The sequence below is a fragment of the Vagococcus fluvialis genome (genome assembly GCF_048815235.1).
Classification (GTDB): Bacteria; Bacillota; Bacilli; order Lactobacillales; family Vagococcaceae; genus Vagococcus.
Map to the genome: position 1 here is coordinate 1 of NZ_JBMEAO010000028.1, position 18,875 is coordinate 18,875.

Sequence of the window (18,875 nt, forward strand, 5' to 3'; positions counted from 1 at the left end):
AGCGGATAAAAATGAAATTAGGTGGACTGTGTCCTGTTGATTTCCGTCTTAAGATGGCAGTTTAAGACAATAAAAAAGGAGTAGATTTCTCTACTCCAAAAAAGTCTAACTTTTAGGGTTCACTACAAATATCAGTCTTTTTATTTATTATTATTGAAATCTTTCCATAACTTCTTTTAGATAGTAACCTGTGTAACTTTCAGCCACATTGATAACTTCTTCAGGTGTTCCTGTGGTAACAATAGTTCCTCCACCGTCTCCACCTTCTGGACCTAAATCAATAATATAATCGGCTGTTTTAATCACATCTAAATTATGTTCAATCACTAAAACAGTATTTCCTGCATCAACCAATCTTGTTAAAACTCCAATTAATCGGCTAATGTCATCAGCATGAAGGCCTGTTGTAGGTTCATCTAAAATATAGAAGTTTTTACCAGATGAGCGTTTATGTAGTTCACTTGCTAACTTCATACGCTGCGCTTCTCCACCCGACAAGGTTGTAGCTGATTGACCTAGTTTCACGTAACCTAAACCAACGTCAACAATTGTTTGCATTTTACGGTGAATTTTAGGAATTGCTTTAAAGAAATCAACCGCTTCTTCAACCGTTAGTTCTAAAATTTCAGCAATATTTTTGCCTTTGTATTTCACTTCTAATGTTTCTGAATTATAGCGATGGCCGTGACATACTTCACACGGTACATAAACATCAGGTAAAAAGTGCATTTCAATTTTGATGATACCATCTCCACGACAAGCTTCACATCGTCCACCCTTAACATTAAAACTAAATCGTCCTTTTTTGTATCCTCTGATTTTAGCTTCATTGGTTTTAGCGAATAAATCACGAATATCATCAAAAACACTTGTATAGGTTGCTGGATTACTTCGTGGTGTTCTACCAATTGGACTTTGGTCAATATCAATAATTTTTTCAATATCTTCATAACCAGTAATTGATTTATATTTACCTGGTTTTTCTGAATTTCGATTGATTTTTTGAGCTAAGGCTTTTTTGAGAATTTCATTGACTAGTGTACTTTTCCCTGAACCAGAAACACCAGTTACAGCTACAAATTTACCTAGAGGAAATGACACATTTAAGTTCTTTAAGTTATTTTCAGCTGCCCCTTTAATAACAATTTCCTTACCATTACCTTCTCGTCTTGATGTTGGAATTGGAATTTGTTTTTCTCCTGATAAATATTGTCCTGTTAAAGAAGCTTTATTTTTTTCTACTTCACTTGGTGTTCCAGCCGCAATGATTTGACCACCTAACTCTCCTGCTCCTGGCCCAATATCAATTAAATAATCAGCCGCTCGCATCGTATCTTCATCATGCTCAACAACGATTAAGGTGTTACCTAAATCACGCATTTTTTTAAGAGAATCAATCAAGCGATTATTGTCTCTTTGATGTAAACCAATGGATGGTTCATCTAAAATATATAGTACACCAGATAGATTAGATCCGATTTGTGTCGCTAATCTTATTCGTTGTGCTTCACCACCAGAAAGAGTTCCTGCTGCTCGACTAAGAGTTAAATAATTAAGTCCCACGTTTTGCAAAAAACTCAAACGATCAGTGATTTCTTTTAAAATTGGATGAGCTATCATTTGATCTTGTTCACCAAATGTTACTTGTCCAAAGTAACCTAGTGAATCGCCAACGGATAATTCACTAATTTCACCAATATGCTTGCCATCAATTTTTACTGATAAAGCTTCATCATTTAAACGGTATCCCTTACACGTACTACAAGTAAGTTCAGTCATATATAATTTCATTTGCTCTCTTGTATAATCACTATTTGTTTCATGATAACGACGTTTAATGTTTGATAGTATTCCTTCAAAAGCAATATCAACATCTCTTACGCCACCAAATTCATTTTCATAGTGAAAATGGAAAACTTCCTCTTTTGATCCATTCATCAAGATATCAGTTTGTTCTTCTTCTAATTTTTCATAAGGTGTGTCAAAATCAATCCCAAACTGCTCACAAGCTTGTTCCAACATTTGAGGATAATAATTAGAACTGATTGGATTCCACGGGGCAATCGCACCTTCTCTTAAAGTTTTTGTTTTATCTGGTACGACTAAATCTTCATCAACTGCTAATTTAATACTTAAACCATCACAATCTGGACAAGCACCAAATGGCGTGTTAAATGAAAACAGTCTAGGTTCAATCTCACCTACTGTAAACCCACAGTAAGGACAAGCGTAATGTTCACTAAACAACATCTCTTCCTGACCAGAAACATCTACTAATGCATATCCTTCTGATAATCTAAGTGCCATTTCAAATGAATCAAAAAGTCTTGAACGAACGCCTTCTTTTATAACAATTCGGTCCACTACAATTTCAATGTTGTGTTTTTTGTTTTTTTCAAGTTCAGGAACTTCTTCAATGTCGTAAATTTCTCCATCTACACGAACACGTACAAATCCCTCTTTTTTTATCTTTTCAAATATTTTTTTATGTTGTCCTTTTTTCCCTCTAACAATCGGAGCTAAGATTTGAATTTTAGTACGTTCTTCTAATTCTAGTACTTTATCTGTCATTTGTTCGGGTGATTGACTACTGATTTCAGTGCCATCGTTCGGACAAATCGGATGTCCCACTCTAGCATATAAAAGTCGTAGATAATCATTTATTTCTGTCACAGTCCCTACTGTTGAACGAGGATTCTTACTTGTTGTTTTTTGGTCAATTGAGATTGCGGGACTTAATCCATCAATACTATCAACATCTGGTTTGTCCATTTGTCCTAAAAATTGTCTAGCATATGCTGATAAGCTTTCAACATATCGACGTTGTCCCTCAGCGTACAAAGTATCAAAGGCTAATGAACTTTTTCCTGATCCTGAAAGCCCAGTAATAACAACTAATTGATCTCTTGGAATGGTCACATCAATATTTTTTAAATTATGTGCTCTTGCACCTTTTATAACGATTTTATCATTTTCCATTTTTGTCCTCCTCTTACTTGCCAGATTTTAACTCAAGGAGCGTATCTCTTAAAGTTGCGGCTTTTTCAAAGTCTAAATCTTTAGCGGCTTGTTTCATTTGATTTTCTAATTCAAATAATAATTCTTTACGTTCTTCTTTATTTAAGTTGTCATATTGCTCAGCTAGACTTGTCTCTTCTTCTTCATCACTAGCTTTTGAAATACTAATTAAATCTCTAATTTCTTTAATAATCGTTTTAGGAACAATGCCATGTTCTTCATTGTAAGCTTCCTGAATACTTCTTCTACGTTTCGTTTCATCAATCGCTTTAGTCATAGAATCTGTCATTTTATCAGCATACATAATTACTTTTCCGTTTTCATTACGAGCTGCTCGCCCAATAGTCTGAACTAAAGAACGTTCGCTTCTTAAGAAGCCTTCTTTATCAGCGTCTAAAATCGCTACTAATGACACTTCTGGCACATCGATTCCTTCTCTTAGTAAGTTAATACCAATTAAGACATCAAACTCTCCTAAACGAAGGTCTCTAATAATTTCAGTTCTTTCTAATGTCTTTATATCACTATGAAGATATTTAACCTTGATACCTAATTCTTTAAAGTAATCTGTTAAATCTTCAGACATTTTTTTCGTTAATGTGGTTATAAAGACACGTTCATTTTTCTCAACTCGCTCATTAATTTCTCCAACCAAATCATCAATTTGTCCCATAATAGGTCTGACTTCAATAATCGGATCAAGAAGTCCCGTTGGTCTAATAATTTGTTCAGCTACTAAATCAGTCTGTTCTCCTTCATAAGGGCCAGGTGTTGCTGATACATATAAAATTTGATTAACATGATCTTCAAACTCTGTTAATTGAAGCGGACGATTATCTAAAGCACTTGGTAATCTAAACCCATAGTCCACCAACATCTGTTTTCTAGCTCTATCCCCATTGTACATTCCTCTCACTTGAGGCATCGTCACATGTGACTCATCTACCATGATTAAAAAATCATCCGGGAAGAAATCAATCAACGTATAAGGAGGTTCACCTTCCTTACGTCCTTCCATTTGTCTAGAATAGTTCTCTATACCAGAGCAATAACCCATTTCACGCATCATTTCAATGTCATAATTAGTTCTTTGTTCCAATCGCTGCGCTTCTAATAATTTTTCCTCTTTACGTAGTACTTTTAGACGCTCTTCTAATTCTGACTCTATACGTGCGATGGCTTCTTCCATTTGTTCTTCGTTTGTCACAAAGTGAGTTGCCGGAAAAATTGCTACGTGCTCCGTATCTGATGTAATCTCACCTGTTAAAGCGTTAAATTCTCGAATACGATCTATCTCATCTCCAAAAAACTCAACTCTTAAAGCTGATTCATCGTGAGACGCTAAAAAGATTTCCACAACATCTCCACGAACTCTAAATCTCCCCCGTTGGAAATCAATATCATTTCGGTCAAACTGAATATCTACTAATGAACGTAGTAATTGATCTCTTTCCATTTCCATTCCAACTCTTAGAGATAAAACTTGTTCCTGATACTCTTTAGGATCTCCTAAACCATAGATACAGGAAACAGATGCCACGACAATAACATCATTTCTTTCTAATAATGAACTAGTCGCTGAGTGACGTAATTTATCAATTTCATCGTTCACACTAGAGTCCTTTTCAATATAAGTATCACTTGAAGGAACATAAGCTTCTGGTTGGTAGTAGTCATAATAACTAACAAAATATTCAACTGCATTATTAGGGAAAAACTCTTTAAACTCACCATATAATTGCCCTGCTAACGTTTTGTTATGAGCAATTATTAAAGTAGGTTTATTAACTTCTTTAATCACATTTGACATGGTAAAAGTTTTCCCTGAACCAGTTACTCCTAATAGAGTTTGAGCTTTTTCATTTTTATTTATATTATTAACAATTTGTTTTATTGCCTCTGGTTGGTCACCAGATGGCTCATATTTTGAGACTAAATCAAAGGTATTATTCATTTGTCTTTCAATCATTTTTTTGTACTCCTTTGCTTATCTTCTGACTGTTCTATTTTACCATAGCGAACATATTTTCGCCAAATTTTACTTTTCGAATAATTTATTTATTTTCATTTTTCATAGAAGAAGAGTACAATAGGTAACAAGAATTATTTTTCACATCAGATTTTAAGAAAGGGAGATTTATACATGTCAAAAGAAATATCATTTTCACAAATAAAATCATTCAATGATGATTTTTATAGCAAGTCAAATCACTTAATTAGCCAAAGAGCTGTTATGAAAAACGGAATTCTAGCTTCTTCAGAAAATCAACAAAGTACTATTGATAATAACCCAGTTTTTTCTATCGATTTAGACACTGGTAAAGTTGCCAACCAAAAACAAAGTGGTCGTTGTTGGATGTTTGCTGCTCTTAATACATTCCGTCACCATATTGAAAATACTTTTAATATTAAAGATTTTGAATTGTCTCAAAACTTTACTTTCTTTTGGGATAAATTTGAAAAAGCAAACTACTTCTATGAAAACATCCTTGCTACTGCAAATGAAGAATTAAGTAGTCGTAAAGTTGCCTTTTTACTTCAAACACCTCAACAAGATGGTGGGCAATGGGATATGTTAGTGGCTATCATTCAAAAATACGGCATTGTGCCAAAAACTGTGATGCCTGAAACATTTAGTAGTTCTCAAAGCCGTGACTTGAATACTTACTTAAACAAAAAATTAAGAAAAGATGCTGTGACTTTAAGAACACTTGTTGAACAAGGCGCTTCTGATGAAGAGATTCAAAAAGAAAAAGAAAACATGTTACAAGAAATCTACAACCTTTTAGCAACTTCTCTTGGGACACCTCCTTCAACATTTGATTATTCTTATGTGGATACTGATGGAGAATACCAATTAAAACGTAATTTAACACCACAATTGTTCTATGATGAATTCATTGGTCGTAACCTTTCTGAATATGTCAGCATCATTAACGCACCAACAGCTGATAAACCTTATAACAGTGTTTATACAGTTGAAATGTTAGGAAACGTTGTTGGTGGAAAAGAAGTTCGCCATTTAAACGTTGATATTGATACATTTAAAGAGCTTGCTATTAATCAATTAAAAATGGGTGAGGCTGTTTGGTATGGTTGTGATGTTGGTCAATCTTCAACTCGTGATTCTGGTATTATGGCAACTGATATTTACAGTGTTGAAGAAACACTAGACATTGATTACTCAATGACAAAAGCTGAACGCTTAGATTATGGCGAAAGCTTAATGACCCATGCGATGGTTATTACTGGAGTCGATCTGGTTGATAACAAACCAACTAAATGGAAAGTTGAAAATAGTTGGGGAGATAAAGTCGGTAAAAAAGGTTATTTTGTAATGAGTGATGATTGGTTGAATGAATATACTTACCAAATTGTCGTTAACAAAAAATATTTATCACAAGAATTACAAGATATTCTTGAAGCTGATAACGTGACAACTTTAGCACCTTGGGATCCAATGGGAGCTTTAGCCTAAAAAAGTGTTCCATAAGTAAATTTACTTATGGAACACTCTTTTTTTATTGACCTAATTGTTGTTTTAATAATAACTGAACTCGTGCTAATTCTTCATCTGGAATAATTTGATAAGAGACATCATCAATCATTTCACCATAGCCGTTTAGAGTTTCGTTATCAATTGTCATAAATGATGTTCTATAATCCATGGCAATTTTAAACATTTCGTCTGGTTCTAAATCTGTTTTCATATTATCTTCAATTGCTTTTAAAATTTGTTTATACTTTGTAACCCCATTAAAACTTAAGGCCTCATCGGCAATTGCACCAATGACTTCTTGTTGTCTTACTTGACGACCATAATCTCCATTAGGGTCTTCATAACGCATTCTTGTATAAGCTAGTGCTTCAACACCATTTAGATTATTTTTACCAGCTGGGAAGGTAATACCATCTTGCTTGAACTCAAATTTATTATTGACTTCAACACCACCAACAGCATTTACTAAATCTTCGAAACCTTCCATATTAATCCAAACATAGTGGTCTAACTCAATATCTAAGAATTTTTCAACAGAATCCATGGCCATCTTTTCTTGACCATAGGCATACGCATGAGCTGCTTTTTCAACAGTTCCATAACCAACCATTTCCATACGTGTATCACGAGGAATACTAATTAATGTTGTCTTTTTCTCATTTGGATTAACTGTTGCGACTAACATTGTATCTGAACGGCCGATATCATTTCTACCAAACTCTCCTGTATCTAAACCTAGTAATAACACTGAGAATGGTTTACCATCCATAACAGTTGTCGTATCTGGTCTTCCTTCAACAGGATGACTTACTTTATTGGCTGTTTTCTTAACATCTAGATAAGTTTTCCCCAAAAACGTACCTATTCCTAATAACATAACTAATAATATACCTGATAGAATAAGAACTATTTTCTTTAAAGGACTTTTTTTCTTTTTACTTCTTCTTTGGTTTTCCATAATTCATCTCCTATAAATAACAATTTAAAACAAGTCTAGCATAGCATTTCTATAAAAACCATATTAAATATGGCAGGTTTAAAGAATCTTAACTTTTTAAAATAACAAGTACTATTTGTTATTAATAGTTGAGGCTATTTGACTGATTGCTCTTTCAATGTTTTCTGGACTAGTTGCTAGATTAATGCGGATAAAGCTACCACTGTCTTGATCGAACCATTCACCATAATCGATAGCTATTTTAGCTTTATTCTCCATCATATCTTGCATCTCTTGTGGCTCAATATAAGCAGATAAATCAATCCATGATAAATAGGTTGCTTCTTTATTGGTAACAACTGCTTCAGGTAATAATTCAGCAAACTTACTTTTCATTAAGACAAAGTTAAATTCAATGACTTCTATTAACTCATTTAGCCACTCTTCTCCACCTCTGTAAGCTGCTTCAGTTGCGATCATCCCCATTAAACTTGTTGTACTACCAATTCCTTTGTCTAAATAACTATCAAATAGTTGTCTCTTTTCTTCATTTGGGATAATCACATGAGAATGAAGAAGACTTGCCAAGTTAAATGTTTTTGAAGGAGCTGTTAATACAAATAGATTACTATGAAATTTTTCATCTAATGATAGAGCACTAATAAATTTTTTTCCTGGTTGAATAAAGTCTTGATGAATTTCATCAGAAATAACTTGAACACCGTGACGATTACATATTTCGAATAATTGCGTTAATTCTTCCTGCGTCCAAACTCTTCCTACAGGATTTTGAGGAGAACAATGCAGAAAAATTTTAACGTGATTATCAATTATTTTGGCCTCAAAATCTTCTAAATCAACAATGTAATGGCCGCCTACATTAACTAGCTTTGATTCTACTAATTGTCTGTTGTTATTCCTTACAGCATCAAAAAATGGATAATAAACAGGTGATAAGATTAAAACACTATCTTTTTCTTCTGTCATACTTTGAATAATATAATTAAAAGAATTAACCACTCCAGTTGTGAAACGAACCCACTCTTTTTCTAAATAAATATCATGTCTTTCTTTTTGCCATGTCAGAAAAGCTTCATAGTAACTATCCTCCACAAATGAATACCCAAAGACACCATGATTAATGCGCTCCATTAACTTTTCTTGTATAACTTCAGGTACCTTGAAATCCATATCCGCTACCCAAAGTGGCAATAAATCATCCTTTTCAAATTTATTTAATAGACCATCCCATTTTACTGAAGCGGTTCCTTTTCTTTCTACATAATAAGTATCAACAAAACTCTTTACAGTCATTTCATATCCCCCTTAAATTATCATTACATCTATTATAACTATTCTTAGAATAGATAGACAGTTATTTAAAAGAAAAATAGAAGGTAAAATCATCCATCGATAACTTTACCTTCTATGCTTAGTTCATTTTATGTTAAATACTACTAGCTTCATATCCTAACTCTGTAATAACTTCTAATACTTTATCTAAAGGGATTTTGGTTTCATCAAATTTAATTTTAGCTTCAGCATCTTTTAATTTTACTTTTATTTTCTCAACACCATCTAGTTCGGACACAGCTTTTTCAACACGTCCAACACAGTGATCACAGCTCATACCGTTAATTTTTATTTTTTGTTTCATCTCAAATCACCTTTCTTTTACCAAAATTTACAAATGTAGTTACATATATATAGTAACTCCCTTTATACATTTAGTCAAATAAAAAAGTTTAGCTAACATCTAGCTAAACTTTTTATTTTTTATGGGTAAATACGATGTAATAAACGTGGGAATGGACTTGCTTCACGAATATGCTCGATTCCACATACCCAAGTAACAGCTCTTTCTAATCCTAAACCAAAGCCTGAATGAGGAACAGCTCCGTATTTTTGGATATCTAAGTACCATTCGTAGTCTTTACGATCTAAACCATCTTTTTCAATTTGCTCTAATAAGTAATCAAAGCCAATAGCACGTTCACTACCACCAATGATTTCTCCGTATCCTTCAGGAGCAATCATGTCTGCACGAATAACAACATCATCTCTAGTTGGATGTGGTTTCATGTAGAATGGACTCATTGATTTAGGATAGTTCAAGATAAATACAGGTTTTTCAAAATGGTTCGCGATAAATGTTTCGTGTGGAGAACCAAAGTCATCTCCCCAAGTAATATCTTCAAAACCATTTTGTTGTAATAATTCAACTGCTTCATCGTAAGAAATACGTGGGTAAGGTAATGTTGTATATTTTTTAAGTAATTCTTTATCACGTCCTAAAACGTCTAAAGCATAATCACAGTTTTCTAATACTTTTTCAATCATGAAAGCCACATATTGCTCTTGAATTTCTAAACTCTCTTCTTGAGTCACAAATGCCATCTCAGGTTCCATCATCCAAAACTCAGTTAAGTGACGACGTGTTTTAGATTTTTCAGCTCTAAAAGTAGGTCCAAATGAGAATACTTTACCAAAAGCCATTGCTGCAGCTTCTAAGTATAACTGACCTGTTTGAGATAGATAAGCTGGATCTCCAAAGTAATCTGTTTCAAATAACTCTGTAGTTCCCTCAGGAGCACTACTAGTTAAAATAGGTGGATCAATTTTAATAAAGTCACGATCATTAAAGAATTCGTATGTTGAACGAATTAATTCATTACGTACTTGCATAATAGCATGTTGTTTTGAAGAACGTAACCATAAATGACGGTGGTCCATTAAAAAGTCTGTTCCATGCTCTTTTGGTGTGATTGGGTAATCATGACTCTCCCCAACAACTTCAATTCCTGAGATACCAATTTCATAACCAAATTTAGAACGTGTATCTTCTCTAATTTCACCAGTAATGATAACTGATGTTTCTTGGTTTAATCCTTTTGCAAGATCAAAAAGTTCATCTCCAACTTCACTTTTGACAACAACACCTTGGAAGAAGGCTGAGCCATCTCTTAAATTCAAGAAAGCAATCTTTCCACTTGAACGCTTATTAGCAATCCAAGCACCGATTTTTACTGTTTCTCCTACATGATTCTTTGAATCAATAATCTGAATTGTTTTCATTCCAACTCTCCATCCATACAATTTATTTTTTTGCCTTTTTCTCAATAAACGCTGCAATTTGATCAACAGCTTTATCTAATGTTTCTAAATCAGTCGCATAACTTAAACGAATATGGTCACTTGTCCCAAATCCTTCTCCAGTTACCACTGCTACATGAGCTTCTTCTAATAGGTCATTTACCCAAGTTGTTACGTTCTCATAACCACAAAGTGTTAAACACTTTCTTATATTCGGATATAAGTAAAATGCTCCTTGTGGCTTTTCTAAAGTAAAACCTGGTAACTGACTCACTCGTTCATATAAATGATTTAAACGAGATTCAAAAACAGTTCTCATTGTTTCGACCTGTTCTTGACTACCACTCAAAGCTTCTATTGCAGCATATTGACTAACTGCTGTTGGATTACTTGTTGCTTGAGAGGCAATTTTAGTCATTTGAGAGATAATTTTACTATCTCCCATTGCATACCCAATTCGCCAACCTGTCATCGCATAACTTTTTGACACACCATTAATAACAATAGTGTTCTTTTTTATATCCTCTGACAACGTAGCTATTGGCGTAAAGACATTCCCATTATAAACTAATTTACCATAAATATCATCGGCAACAATCAAAATATTATGTTTAACTGCCCAATTTCCTATCTTTTCCAGTTCTTGAGGTGAATAAATAGCCCCAGTTGGATTACATGGTGAATTTAAAATGAATGCTTTTGTTTTAGACGTTCTTGCTTTTTCTAAATCTTCTACAGATACTTTAAAGCCATTGTCTTCTTGTCCTTCAACAAATACTGGTTTTCCTTCTGCTAATTCAACTTGCGACGCATAGCTTACCCAATATGGAACTGGAATAATGACTTCGTCTGCTTCATTTAAAATCGTTTGGAACAGAGTATATAAAATAAATTTAGCTCCTGTCCCTACTACAATTTCACTTGGCTCATAACTAATGCCATAATCTACTTTTGTCCGATTAATAATACTTGTAATTAGTGGTTTAATTCCCCCGACAGGCGTGTAAAAACTAGCTTCTCCATTTTGGATAGAAGCAATCGCTGCTTCTTGAATTGATTTAGGCGTTGCGAAATCGGGCTCTCCTAAAGTTAAACTCAATACATCAACACCTGATTCTTTTAACGCTTTTGCTTTAGCAGCTGCTTGTAATGTCGCTGAGGGCAATAAACGTGAAACTCTTTTTGATAATTCCATAAACATACCTCCAAAGTTTCTTAGTCAATTTTTTTTATCACATCACCATTTTTAAAATCAATTAAATAATAAACAATTCCACCATCTTTACTTTTAGCCACAATTTCCCATGTTGGCTTATTATCATAGATACCTAAAGAAACTTTTTTTATTTTTGACGTTTCTTTTAAATCTAAAACTTTTTGGATAGCTTCTTTATCAGTTAGTCCCTCTTTTTGTTCCATCACAAGTGCTTCGGATCCATCTTGAGGTAAAAAAACAACTTTCTCAACTTGATTCTTATCTTCACCAACGACTGTAAAATAAGTTTTTTCTCTTGTGAACCAATAAAACTCATCTACTTGTTGAATATCTGCAACACTTTGAGCAATTTTTATTCCTTCTTTTTTAGCTTTTCTCATTGGAGAAGCAGATTGGAAGAGAACTAGACTAATTAATACGACTGCCAAGATTAAAATTAGTCCTAATATTTTTACTTGGCGGTTACTTCGTTTATTCATTATCCGCACCTCCTTGAGTATTTTCCTTATTATAGCAATCTTTCATCTTTTTTTCAGTAAAAAACTGCTTTAGTTCAATCAAAGCATTTGTTAAAGAACTTTCTTTTATAGGAAGCCCTTTAGGTAAATATTTTAGTAGTTGTTTGCTATAACTAGACGTGGTTAAACGACTATCAAGAACTATCACAGCTCCGTAATCTCTCTCATTTCTAATCAAACGGCCAACGCCTTGTCTTAAACGACTACCAGCTTGAGGTAACGCTTCGTCGTAGAAAGGATCTTTTCCAATACTTTCTAAATAACGATATTTGCCTTCTATTAGCGGTCTTTTGGGTGGATCAAAAGGAAGTTTAGTCATGATGATTAATTCAAGCTCTGGTAAATTCAAATCCACACCTTCCCAGAAACTATTAGCTCCAAGAATAATACCTCCGCCTTCTTTTGAAAATCGTTTAACAATCTTTTCTTTAGTACCTGTTATCCCTTGGGCGTATAAAGAAACGTCATTGTCTTCAAATCTCACTGCTAGCTGGTAATAAACTTGTTTAAGTACTTCGTGAGAGGTAAATAAAACAAGAATTGAGCTGTTTAACGCATCATACGATTTAAAAATAGTATCTGAAATATAAGTTACATATGCTTGAAAATCAGCCATTTTTTCTTTGTGATAATCAGTAATAACCATTAACTTAGCATGATCTTCGTAACAAAAGTTTTCTTTTAAGATCAATTTTTTAGGTTCAGGTAAATCTAATTGTTTTTCAAAATAATCAGAACTAATATCTAATTGCAATGTACCACTGGTAAATATTATTTTTTCAAACGCTGGGTACCAAGTTGTTTTTTGAATGGAGACTGATGAGAAATCAATTTCTTTTAAGACTAATTGTTGATTTTCTAATGAAATTAACTGTGTTAATTCGGATGAGTCTCTTTTAAAGTATGCTATGAAACTAGTCAAATTTTCCTTAAGAATAGTCAATTGATGCATATAATCTAAGAAGTCAAAATAATTTTCTACTTTAATAGTTGGTTTTATTTGAGCCACTTGATTCTCAATACTAACAATCAATTCCAGCATTTCCTTAAAAATAAGGAGTAACTCTTTTAAATTCTTTCTAATCGCATTTGGCCACTTATCTGTTGAACCAATAACTTCAAACCGTACTTCTCTCTTTTTATCTGTTAATTGACTTTCCCTTATTATATAAGCCTCTAACCATTGTAAATCTTCTTTTGCCTCGTGACTTAATGTTACTAATAAATCTACATGCTTACTCAAATCATCGATTGCTAACAACTGAAGAATGGGTTGAATGGTTTCAACTTCTTTTAATTTCCTTAATAGATGAAACAATATTTTAAAACTAATTTTTTTCAACTGTTTCTCTTCTAATGTATGAGTTAATTTATGAGCCTCGTCTATTACTAAAATAGTAGACTCTGGAATCAAAGGTGTTTTCCTAAAACTTTCCTCACATAAAAAAGCATGATTAACAATAATAAAATCAGCATATTCTTTCTTATCCTCTAAGTATCTTAAAAAATCTTCTTCGTAAAATAAACTCCCTTTATCTAGGGTATGTATTCCTAAGTGCTCTATATGATCAAAGAAGATATGTTTCTTATTTAGATTAATTTCATCTAAATCACCTGTTTCAGTCCATCTTAACCAATTTAAAACCGCCATTTGATTAATGACATACTGTTTTTGCGTGTTTGGTTGTAATATGAGCGTTTTGTAAAATTTGTCTAAATCTATGAAATGACGACTACTTTTTAGGATAACCCCATTTACTTTCTCTTTTACAACATCTTCTAGTTCCTTTAAATTTTTATTTAACAATTGTTCTTGTAATAAAATTGTACTTGTCGAGACAATAATCGGTTTCTTGTTTTGAAAATTTAAAGGAAATAAATATCCCATAGATTTTCCAGTACCTGTTGATGCTTCAACTAATAGATTCTTCTGCTTATTTTCCTCTTGTGAAAATTCAAAAATAGCATCCATCATCACTTCTTGTTCTTTTCGGTAATGATAAATTGGCTCTATAAAACTTTTTTTATCTGCTTTGGTTACAGGATAATCCATTTTATTATAGTTATCTCGACTATTATAATCATAGGATTTATACCTTAAACTAATCATCTCAATTGTTTTTACTTGATCGAGTAAACCATTCAGTTCATGTGTCTCTTTTTTATTTAAAGATTTTTCAAAAATCAAATAGTTTTCAACACCTAAGTAAACCGATAAATCAGCCATCTTTTTTAGAGTGACATAAGGAATATCATCTATTTTTTTGACTAGTTTAATAAAAATTTCCGCTGTAGTCATCGCATCACTTAAAGCTTCGTGAGGATTCTCATGAGCTATCTCTAGATACTCAGCCAAGTCTGATACTCTAAATCCAAATGATTGTGGTAACATAATTTGAGCTAATTCTACTGTATCGATACAAGGAAGATTCAAAGGAGTTAATCCAGCTCTTTCTAATTCACTATTCAAAAAACCAAAATCAAAATAAACATTATGTGCTACAAATACACAGTCAGTTAATAAGTTTTTTATGATTAAAGCAACATCTTCAAAATAAGGAGCTTGTGCTACTTGCTTATTATTAATTCCTGTTAAATTTTCAATATGTTTTGGAATGTTTTGAAGGGGATTTATATCAGTAGAAAAATGATTTATAATCTTTCTATCTTGAACTAATACGCATGCAAATTGAATCATCTTGTCCTTCTCTGTATTAGTCCCAGTTGTTTCAATGTCTACAACTGCATAGATTGTTTGGTCCTTCATTTAATCTTCTCCCTTTCAATGTCACTTCTTCCTATTATACAGATTTCATCTCCTTTTTTCATCTATTTCTATTCAGATTTTATGAGTCATAATTAGAGTCCCAGATTGTTTTAGCTTGAGAACTATGGTTAAATAGATGTATATAAAAAGTTTGATTAGGTGGACTATTATGAAAAAATTAAAAATATTAGGAGGTTTTGTCTTTATTTTTTGGGTAATCGGACTCATTCTTACCTTTGATCATTCAGGTGTTTGGTATTTATATTTCCTGATTTCAAGTATTGCTCTTGTTTTAGCCTCAATTCTACTTTATCAAGCAGAGTTTAAAAAAGTTTATGACTACGCTGACAAAGAATTCACTCGTTTAAAAATTAAACCAGCTGAAAGCGAAAGAATTAGCTATGACGAGGATGAAGAATACTACGAAGTTCTTGACAATCAAAGAAGAAAAAAACGACGTCGCAAAAAAAGAAGCAGTACCTATTTAGAGACAACTATGCGCGAGAGAAAAAAAACCAATGAACATTCTGGTTCCTCTCATGAAATACATCGTATGTCGTCTATAAGAAACAAAGAGTATCTTCATACAAAGATTAACCTTCTGTATGATGGAGAAAAGCAACAACTTCTATTTGAAACCATTCAGAAACTTAAGGAAAATAATTTTTTCTTAACTTATTATGCTGGTGTAACAAACGAAGATTTAATAACTAAATTTGAAGAATATGAAGAACGTAACATCTTTGAACTCTATGATAATGTGATTCCTAATACCTACGCTAAAGTACTTTATGATACGAAGTCAGCAAGTAATAGAATTGCCATTTTCCTTGGTGCTCAAAGTGATGCGACTGAAGAAGTATTTCTTGGATTTATCGCACTAGAAGATAGCTACAATGCAAATCTCTTATTGCAAAAATACGACAATATCCAAGTTTTCCCTACAATATTAGGTGGCACTTATAAACGTGTATACCGAAATAAAGAAGGCGATATTAAAATTATTAAGGACTTCATCAATTATGATTTAACTATCTCTTTAGCTTTCTACAATAATTAAAAGGCCTAAGCAATTGCTTAAGCCTTTTTTTTGAATACTTTTTTCTTTGAAATAACATAATTAAGTACAATAGCTAAGATTTGAACAAATAAAGCAAATAAAAATTCATTTAACAAATCAGGTGTTCCAATAAAAGATTTTGTTAAAGCATTGTTAAATATATAGCTATCATAAGGTAGTTGATTCAGATGAAATCCATTGATAAAAAAGCTAGCGTATTTTTCAACACCTACATAAGTAATTCCTAAATCTAATAATAAAACAACAGACCTTCCTATAAAAAATACAATAAATTGCTTTAATATACCTATTCTATTGTTATCTTTAAAAACAAAAAATTTGTTGGTCATAAATGCAAAAACAATAGCACCAAACTGAGCGACCAATACACCTAGTAAGGAATTCCCAGTTAAATTAACAACTAAAAATCGTAAGATAAAATAAACAACTGTTGTTAATACACCAAAAATCAGATACATTCCTATTTCACTTTGATATACTTTCTTCATTTGACTTTTCCATCGCTCCATATGCCTGAAAGAACAGCTGCTACAGGAAATATAATCCATGAAAAGCCCCAAATATCAAATAAAAAACTAAATAATAAGTAAATAGCTACAATAATCATCCAAAAATTTTCGTTAAATTTTTTCCAAAATAATCGTTTAGCTAACTCATCTTCAGTTATAGATTTATCTATACCGTTTTCTAAAAGGAAGGTATAGCCACTTTTCACATTTCCACCATAAATAACAAAAAAACAACCAATTACTGCTATGATAATTGTCATAGGTACAAATAATAAGATATTAGAAGCTTCTTGGGACCCAATTAACACTGGAATAGAAGAAATAATAAAAAGTGAAATACCTATTATTAAAGATAAGACAAAAGATTTTTCATAATTTTTATTTTCATTCTCAATATAAGATTGATCTCTTGTACTCAACAGAAATCCTTTTTCAAGATATGAAAACTTAGTTTGTTTTATTCCATGTACTACAAACAATGCTACTGAGATTACTGTAACTAACAATGCAAAAATCACGCCTGTAATAACCGTATTAAAATGAACTCCAAGTATTATTAAGCTAGCTGCAACACCCATTAATATGACCCCAAAACCAATTCCAACACTTGTTGTTTTTTTCATTGCCATATACTCATCAATGCCATCACGGTCTAAAGTCAGGATATTATTTTTTTGAATGGGACTACTTTTTTCAACTTCTAGTTCACCTAATAATTCATCAATATTACCAAACTCTGAAATAACTAAACCAATTGCTTCATTTTGTGAAACACCTTGCTCACTTAATTCTAAATACTTTTCTTGCATATTTGATAGGATATCTATTTTTACTCCATTTAATTCCTCTGTATCCGGTAAATTCATAAACATTGTTTCTACATAGTTTTCAATTACGTTCATCTTTATTTCCTCCTAAAAACTGATCTACAACTTCTTTTGTAATTAACCATTCTTTTTCTTTTTCTAAATAAAATTCCAACCCTAAAGACGTTATTTTGTAATACGTTCTTTTTTTACCAAATGTCTCTGCACCAGGATAAGATACTATATACCCTTTTTTAGTTAATCGACTAAACGCAGAATATAACGTTGTTTCTTTAATGACATATTTTTCATCAGTTATTGTTCTAATCTTTTTAGAAATCTCATATCCGTAAGAATCTCCATCAATTAGAATTGATAAAATAATTGAGTCATTGTACCCTCTAATAATGTCACTACTTATCATATTATCACTTCCATTTTACTCTATCCATCGTAGTAATATAATATCATTATTACTACGACTAATCAAGTAATTTCCAAGCATAAAAACTAGATGATTAATTGATTAAATGGTATCATTTAGCTATAAGATTGAAAGGATGTTTTATGATATGAAAATGGCACATACTTGTGTAAGAGTAAAGGATTTAGAGGCTTCTGTAGACTTCTATACCAAAGCTTTTAACTTTAAGGAAACAAGAAGAAGAGATTTTCCTGAAAATAAATTTACTCTTGTTTATTTAACTCTACCAGGAGATACTTATGAATTAGAATTAACTTATAATTATGATTCCGAAGGATATGATTTAGGAAATGGATATGGCCATATTGCTATTTCAACTAATGATTTAGAAGGGCTTCATGCACAACATAAAGAAGCTGGCTTCAATCTAACTGAATTAAAACATTTACCTGGTGTTCCTCCATCATATTACTTTGTTATTGACCCAGATGGTTATAAAATTGAAGTTATTCGTGAAAAATAAATAGAAAAACGAGGTCACTTTTTATGTGACCTCGTTTTTTTGTATAACTATTTTCTAGACAACAAAAAAAGCAAATCAATTAATTGATTTGCTTTAAACTCCGGCAGTAGGACTCGAACCTACGACATCATGATTAACAGTCATGCGCTACTACCAACTGAGCTATGCCGGATTATTTTAATAAGCATGGCAACGTCCTACTCTCACAAAGGGAAACCCTTCACTACCATCGGCGCTAAGAAGCTTAACTTCTGTGTTCGGCATGGGAACAGGTGTATCCTTCTTGCCATCATCGCCACACTTATTAATTGAGTGATTATTCACTCAAAACTGGATGTTTTTAGTTAGACTACATTGTTTTCTTTCACCGGTTTTTCTTTGGTTAAGTCCTCGACCGATTAGTACTAGTCCGCTCCGTACATCACTGCACTTCCACTTCTAGCCTATCTACCTGATCATCTTTCAGGGGTCTTACTTTCTTAAA

15 protein-coding genes, 1 tRNA gene and 2 rRNA genes are annotated in these 18,875 nt (G+C 32.4%); 3 read left to right on the top strand and 15 right to left on the bottom strand.

The annotated features are described in order from the left end of the window. Positions 1-150: 150 nt before the first annotated feature. The gene (uvrA, locus tag ACODH8_RS13810) at positions 151-2,979 is read right to left on the bottom strand and encodes an excinuclease ABC subunit UvrA (protein ID WP_332467173.1); all 2,829 of its coding nucleotides are present in this window, start codon (positions 2,977-2,979) and stop codon (positions 151-153) included. A gap of 13 nt (positions 2,980-2,992) precedes the next feature. Beyond that, positions 2,993-4,987, bottom strand: coding sequence for an excinuclease ABC subunit UvrB (uvrB, locus tag ACODH8_RS13815; RefSeq protein WP_332467172.1), 1,995 nt, complete (start codon positions 4,985-4,987; stop codon positions 2,993-2,995). A 174-nt stretch (positions 4,988-5,161) separates the two neighbouring features. Here uvrB and ACODH8_RS13820 point away from each other — a divergent pair, with 174 nt between their 5' ends. Then, entirely contained in the window at positions 5,162-6,496 is a 1,335-nt protein-coding gene (locus ACODH8_RS13820) for a C1 family peptidase (protein ID WP_332467171.1), read from the top strand. Positions 6,497-6,539: 43 nt separating this feature from the next. Here the strand turns inward: ACODH8_RS13820 and ACODH8_RS13825 are convergent, their stop codons facing one another. The 7 genes from ACODH8_RS13825 to ACODH8_RS13855 form a co-directional block, all read right to left on the bottom strand. Then, the gene (locus ACODH8_RS13825; RefSeq protein ID WP_420517785.1) at positions 6,540-7,475 is read right to left on the bottom strand and encodes an LCP family protein; all 936 of its coding nucleotides are present in this window, start codon (positions 7,473-7,475) and stop codon (positions 6,540-6,542) included. A gap of 111 nt (positions 7,476-7,586) precedes the next feature. Continuing rightward, the gene (locus tag ACODH8_RS13830) at positions 7,587-8,768 is read right to left on the bottom strand and encodes a MalY/PatB family protein (protein WP_332467169.1); all 1,182 of its coding nucleotides are present in this window, start codon (positions 8,766-8,768) and stop codon (positions 7,587-7,589) included. 133 nt (positions 8,769-8,901) lie between these two features. Then, positions 8,902-9,111, bottom strand: a complete 210-nt coding sequence (gene copZ, locus ACODH8_RS13835; RefSeq protein WP_332467168.1) for a copper chaperone CopZ — start codon at positions 9,109-9,111, stop codon at positions 8,902-8,904. Positions 9,112-9,230: 119 nt separating this feature from the next. Further along, complete coding sequence (gene asnS / locus ACODH8_RS13840) at positions 9,231-10,529, bottom strand: asparagine--tRNA ligase (RefSeq protein WP_332467167.1); 1,299 nt, start codon at positions 10,527-10,529, stop codon at positions 9,231-9,233. Positions 10,530-10,551: 22 nt separating this feature from the next. Further along, positions 10,552-11,742 (bottom strand): pyridoxal phosphate-dependent aminotransferase, encoded by a 1,191-nt coding sequence (locus ACODH8_RS13845; RefSeq protein WP_332467166.1) that lies wholly within the window; start codon positions 11,740-11,742, stop codon positions 10,552-10,554. A 20-nt stretch (positions 11,743-11,762) separates the two neighbouring features. Beyond that, positions 11,763-12,242, bottom strand: a complete 480-nt coding sequence (locus ACODH8_RS13850) for a DUF5590 domain-containing protein (protein WP_332467165.1) — start codon at positions 12,240-12,242, stop codon at positions 11,763-11,765. After that, positions 12,235-15,048 carry a helicase C-terminal domain-containing protein gene (locus ACODH8_RS13855; RefSeq protein WP_332467164.1) on the bottom strand — a complete coding sequence of 938 codons (2,814 nt, stop codon included), beginning with the start codon at positions 15,046-15,048 and terminating at the stop codon, positions 12,235-12,237. Before ACODH8_RS13855 ends, ACODH8_RS13850 begins: the two co-directional genes overlap by 8 nt. A 169-nt stretch (positions 15,049-15,217) precedes the next feature. Here ACODH8_RS13855 and ACODH8_RS13860 point away from each other — a divergent pair, with 169 nt between their 5' ends. After that, positions 15,218-16,108: a hypothetical protein gene (locus tag ACODH8_RS13860; protein WP_332467163.1), complete on the top strand. Its 891-nt coding sequence runs from the start codon at positions 15,218-15,220 to the stop codon at positions 16,106-16,108. A 17-nt stretch (positions 16,109-16,125) separates the two neighbouring features. Here the strand turns inward: ACODH8_RS13860 and ACODH8_RS13865 are convergent, their stop codons facing one another. Genes ACODH8_RS13865 through ACODH8_RS13875 form a run of 3 tightly spaced genes read right to left on the bottom strand, consistent with a single transcriptional unit; the run spans position 16,126 to position 17,868 of the window. Then, on the bottom strand, positions 16,126-16,617 hold the full coding sequence (locus tag ACODH8_RS13865) for a GtrA family protein (RefSeq protein WP_332467162.1): 492 nt from the start codon (positions 16,615-16,617) through the stop codon (positions 16,126-16,128). Next, on the bottom strand, positions 16,614-17,540 hold the full coding sequence (locus ACODH8_RS13870) for a permease prefix domain 1-containing protein (protein ID WP_332467161.1): 927 nt from the start codon (positions 17,538-17,540) through the stop codon (positions 16,614-16,616). Before ACODH8_RS13870 ends, ACODH8_RS13865 begins: the two co-directional genes overlap by 4 nt. Further along, positions 17,527-17,868 carry a PadR family transcriptional regulator gene (locus ACODH8_RS13875; RefSeq protein ID WP_332467160.1) on the bottom strand — a complete coding sequence of 114 codons (342 nt, stop codon included), beginning with the start codon at positions 17,866-17,868 and terminating at the stop codon, positions 17,527-17,529. The genes ACODH8_RS13870 and ACODH8_RS13875 overlap by 14 nt, the downstream gene beginning before the upstream one ends. 148 nt (positions 17,869-18,016) lie before the next feature. On the opposite strand from ACODH8_RS13875, the gene ACODH8_RS13880 reads away from it, so the two are divergent. Continuing rightward, positions 18,017-18,391 (top strand): VOC family protein, encoded by a 375-nt coding sequence (locus ACODH8_RS13880; protein WP_332467159.1) that lies wholly within the window; start codon positions 18,017-18,019, stop codon positions 18,389-18,391. Positions 18,392-18,489: 98 nt separating this feature from the next. Here the strand turns inward: ACODH8_RS13880 and ACODH8_RS13885 are convergent. From ACODH8_RS13885 to ACODH8_RS13895, 3 genes are all read right to left on the bottom strand, one after another. Next, a tRNA-Asn gene (locus ACODH8_RS13885) sits at positions 18,490-18,563 on the bottom strand. Positions 18,564-18,575: 12 nt separating this feature from the next. Then, positions 18,576-18,691 (bottom strand): 5S ribosomal RNA (gene rrf / locus ACODH8_RS13890). A gap of 78 nt (positions 18,692-18,769) precedes the next feature. Then, positions 18,770-18,875: ribosomal RNA gene (locus tag ACODH8_RS13895) — 23S ribosomal RNA — on the bottom strand; the annotation flags it as partial.

What these genes read in the sequence shown, in the direction of transcription:
- uvrA (WP_332467173.1), bottom strand. Translation starts at nt 2,979, where the DNA reads ATGGAAAATGATAAAATCGTTATAAAAGGTGCAAGAGCACATAATTTA.
- uvrB (WP_332467172.1), bottom strand. Translation starts at nt 4,987, where the DNA reads ATGATTGAAAGACAAATGAATAATACCTTTGATTTAGTCTCAAAATAT.
- ACODH8_RS13820 (WP_332467171.1), top strand. Translation starts at nt 5,162, where the DNA reads ATGTCAAAAGAAATATCATTTTCACAAATAAAATCATTCAATGATGAT.
- ACODH8_RS13825 (WP_420517785.1), bottom strand. Translation starts at nt 7,475, where the DNA reads ATGGAAAACCAAAGAAGAAGTAAAAAGAAAAAAAGTCCTTTAAAGAAA.
- ACODH8_RS13830 (WP_332467169.1), bottom strand. Translation starts at nt 8,768, where the DNA reads ATGACTGTAAAGAGTTTTGTTGATACTTATTATGTAGAAAGAAAAGGA.
- copZ (WP_332467168.1), bottom strand. Translation starts at nt 9,111, where the DNA reads ATGAAACAAAAAATAAAAATTAACGGTATGAGCTGTGATCACTGTGTT.
- asnS (WP_332467167.1), bottom strand. Translation starts at nt 10,529, where the DNA reads ATGAAAACAATTCAGATTATTGATTCAAAGAATCATGTAGGAGAAACA.
- ACODH8_RS13845 (WP_332467166.1), bottom strand. Translation starts at nt 11,742, where the DNA reads ATGGAATTATCAAAAAGAGTTTCACGTTTATTGCCCTCAGCGACATTA.
- ACODH8_RS13850 (WP_332467165.1), bottom strand. Translation starts at nt 12,242, where the DNA reads ATGAATAAACGAAGTAACCGCCAAGTAAAAATATTAGGACTAATTTTA.
- ACODH8_RS13855 (WP_332467164.1), bottom strand. Translation starts at nt 15,048, where the DNA reads ATGAAGGACCAAACAATCTATGCAGTTGTAGACATTGAAACAACTGGG.
- ACODH8_RS13860 (WP_332467163.1), top strand. Translation starts at nt 15,218, where the DNA reads ATGAAAAAATTAAAAATATTAGGAGGTTTTGTCTTTATTTTTTGGGTA.
- ACODH8_RS13865 (WP_332467162.1), bottom strand. Translation starts at nt 16,617, where the DNA reads ATGAAGAAAGTATATCAAAGTGAAATAGGAATGTATCTGATTTTTGGT.
- ACODH8_RS13870 (WP_332467161.1), bottom strand. Translation starts at nt 17,540, where the DNA reads ATGAACGTAATTGAAAACTATGTAGAAACAATGTTTATGAATTTACCG.
- ACODH8_RS13875 (WP_332467160.1), bottom strand. Translation starts at nt 17,868, where the DNA reads ATGATAAGTAGTGACATTATTAGAGGGTACAATGACTCAATTATTTTA.
- ACODH8_RS13880 (WP_332467159.1), top strand. Translation starts at nt 18,017, where the DNA reads ATGAAAATGGCACATACTTGTGTAAGAGTAAAGGATTTAGAGGCTTCT.